Below are 2,061 nucleotides of genomic sequence, written 5' to 3' on the forward strand. Positions count from 1 at the left end.
CCTGAGCCACCTGCACCGTGGGTTTATGAAGTCAAAAACCTGAAGCAGTTTAAGGATGGGGCTATTGACTGTGAAGTTCTTCACGAAGTGTACGGTTGGATTCCATTTACGGCAGTTAAAGGTGATGACGCTCCGGCCACTGTAGCGGTATTCAATTATATTGAGGAATACAGCGTCGATGTTGGTGCCCTGCCAGTAAGCCCCGCAATCGCTGTCCATGCTGAACATGCTGAGCGTTCGTGGCGTGATCAAGAGCTGACAGTTGCGGACGTGGAACTGCTGAAAGCTGAGGACGGTGATCCTGCTTTTGTGAGTACGCCTGCGCAGTGGCGGCAGTACCGCGTGGACCTTCGCAACTGGCCCCAGTCGCCAGACTTTCCGGATTCCACCCTGCGTCCAGTGAGGCCGACCGCTTAACGATTAGATGGCCGGATAAACCGGATCAGCAGACCCCCTGACGCCCCGCATTGCCGGGGCGTTTCCTTTTCGATTACGCGTCACGTCCCTCATAGCCTCGCTTAAGCGGGGCTTTTTCGTTTTGGAGTATCACTCAATGAGTTTCTTTCACGGCGTCACCGTGACCCTGGTGGACACCGGGGCACGCCACATCGCCACCCCGTCCGCGTCGATCATCGGCCTGTGCAACACCTTCACCGTGGGCCCGCCGGCCACTGCCGCTGCCAATGAATTGCTGCTGATCACCCGCGAAAGCGAGGCAGTCGCGGCGTGGGGGCCGGACGCCGCGATCACCAAGGACTGTAAGGCTATTTTCAAGCGGGCCAAGGCGGTGATTGTCGCCGTCGGTGTGCCGTTGCTGGACGACGCGGCCGAGCAACTGTCCGCGATCATCGGCGGCGTTTGGGCCGACGGCACCCGTACCGGCATGCAGGCGTTGCTCAACGGCAAAAGCAAGTTCAACGCCCAGCCGCGATTGTTGGTGACGCCGGGGTACTCGTCGACACTGGCGGTGGGCACCGAGCTGGTGGCGTTGGGCGACAAGATGCGCGCCATGGCCATCATCGACGGGCCGAACACCACCGACGAAGCGGCGATTGCCTATGCCGCCAATTTCGGCAGCAAACACGCTTATATGGTCGATCCGGGCGTGCAGTTCTGGGACACCACGACCAGTGCCACGATCAACGCGCCGGCTTCGGCCTGGACTGCTGGCCTGTTTGCCTGGACCGATGCCACCTACGGTTTCTGGGCCTCGCCGTCGAACAAGGAGTTTGTCGGCATCACCGGCACTACGCGTCCGATCGAGTTTCTCGACGGCGATCCTTCCTGTCGGGCCAACGTGCTGAATAACGCGAATATCACCACGATCATTCGTGATGACGGCTATCGCTTGTGGGGCAACCGCACGCTGTCCAGCGACGCGAAATGGAAGTTCGTCACCCGCGTGCGCACGCTGGACATCGTCATGGACGCCATCCTCTACGCACACAAGTGGGCGGTGGACCGCTCGATCACCGCGACCTACGTCAAGGACGTGACCGAAGGCCTGCAGGCGTTCATGCGCGACCTGAAGAATCAGGGCGCAATCATCAACTTCGAGGTGTATGCCGACGAAGAGCTGAACACTTCCAGCGAACTGAGCGACGGCAAGGTGTACTGGAACATCCGTTTCACCGATGTGCCGCCGGCCGAAAACCCGAACTTCCGCGTGGAGGTGACCGATCAGTGGATCACTGAAGTGCTGGACACCGCCGCCTAAGGAGGCCGCTTTATGATTCCGGAAGTGCTCTACAACACCAACCTGTTTGTCGACGGTATCAGCCTGCAAGGCGACGTGCCGAGCCTGACCCTGCCCAAGCTGACCCTCAAAACCGACGAGTACCGTGCGGGCGGCATGGACGCGGCGGTCGAGCTCGACGTGGGGATGGAAAAGCTCGAGGCCAGCTTCATCACCAACGGCGTGCGTCGCGAGGTGCTGAAGTTCTTCGGTCAGGCCGATATGACCGGGTTCAACGCGTCGTTTCGGGGGGCCTTCAAGGGCGAGAAAGGTTCGGTCAAGGCGGTGGTTGCCACCCTGCGAGGGGGCCTCAAGGAAGTCGATCC

At 60.3% G+C, this 2,061-nt stretch carries 3 protein-coding genes; all 3 read left to right on the forward strand.

Annotated elements, in window-relative coordinates:
• The coding region (locus tag SB725_RS30015; protein WP_410923003.1) for a phage tail assembly chaperone at nucleotides 1–417 on the forward strand (417 nt) is incomplete at its 5' end.
• Between the two features lie 136 nt (nucleotides 418–553).
• Nucleotides 554–1,717 (forward strand): phage tail sheath family protein, encoded by a 1,164-nt coding sequence (locus SB725_RS30020; protein ID WP_027923837.1) that lies wholly within the window; start codon nucleotides 554–556, stop codon nucleotides 1,715–1,717.
• Nucleotides 1,718–1,729: 12 nt separating this feature from the next.
• Nucleotides 1,730–2,061 (forward strand): phage major tail tube protein (locus SB725_RS30025; protein WP_410923004.1); only part of this gene is annotated, 332 nt, incomplete at its 3' end.

It is taken from the genome of Pseudomonas sp. SIMBA_041, assembly GCF_046535095.1.
In the GTDB taxonomy this organism is placed as follows: domain Bacteria; phylum Pseudomonadota; class Gammaproteobacteria; order Pseudomonadales; family Pseudomonadaceae; genus Aquipseudomonas; species Aquipseudomonas mucoides.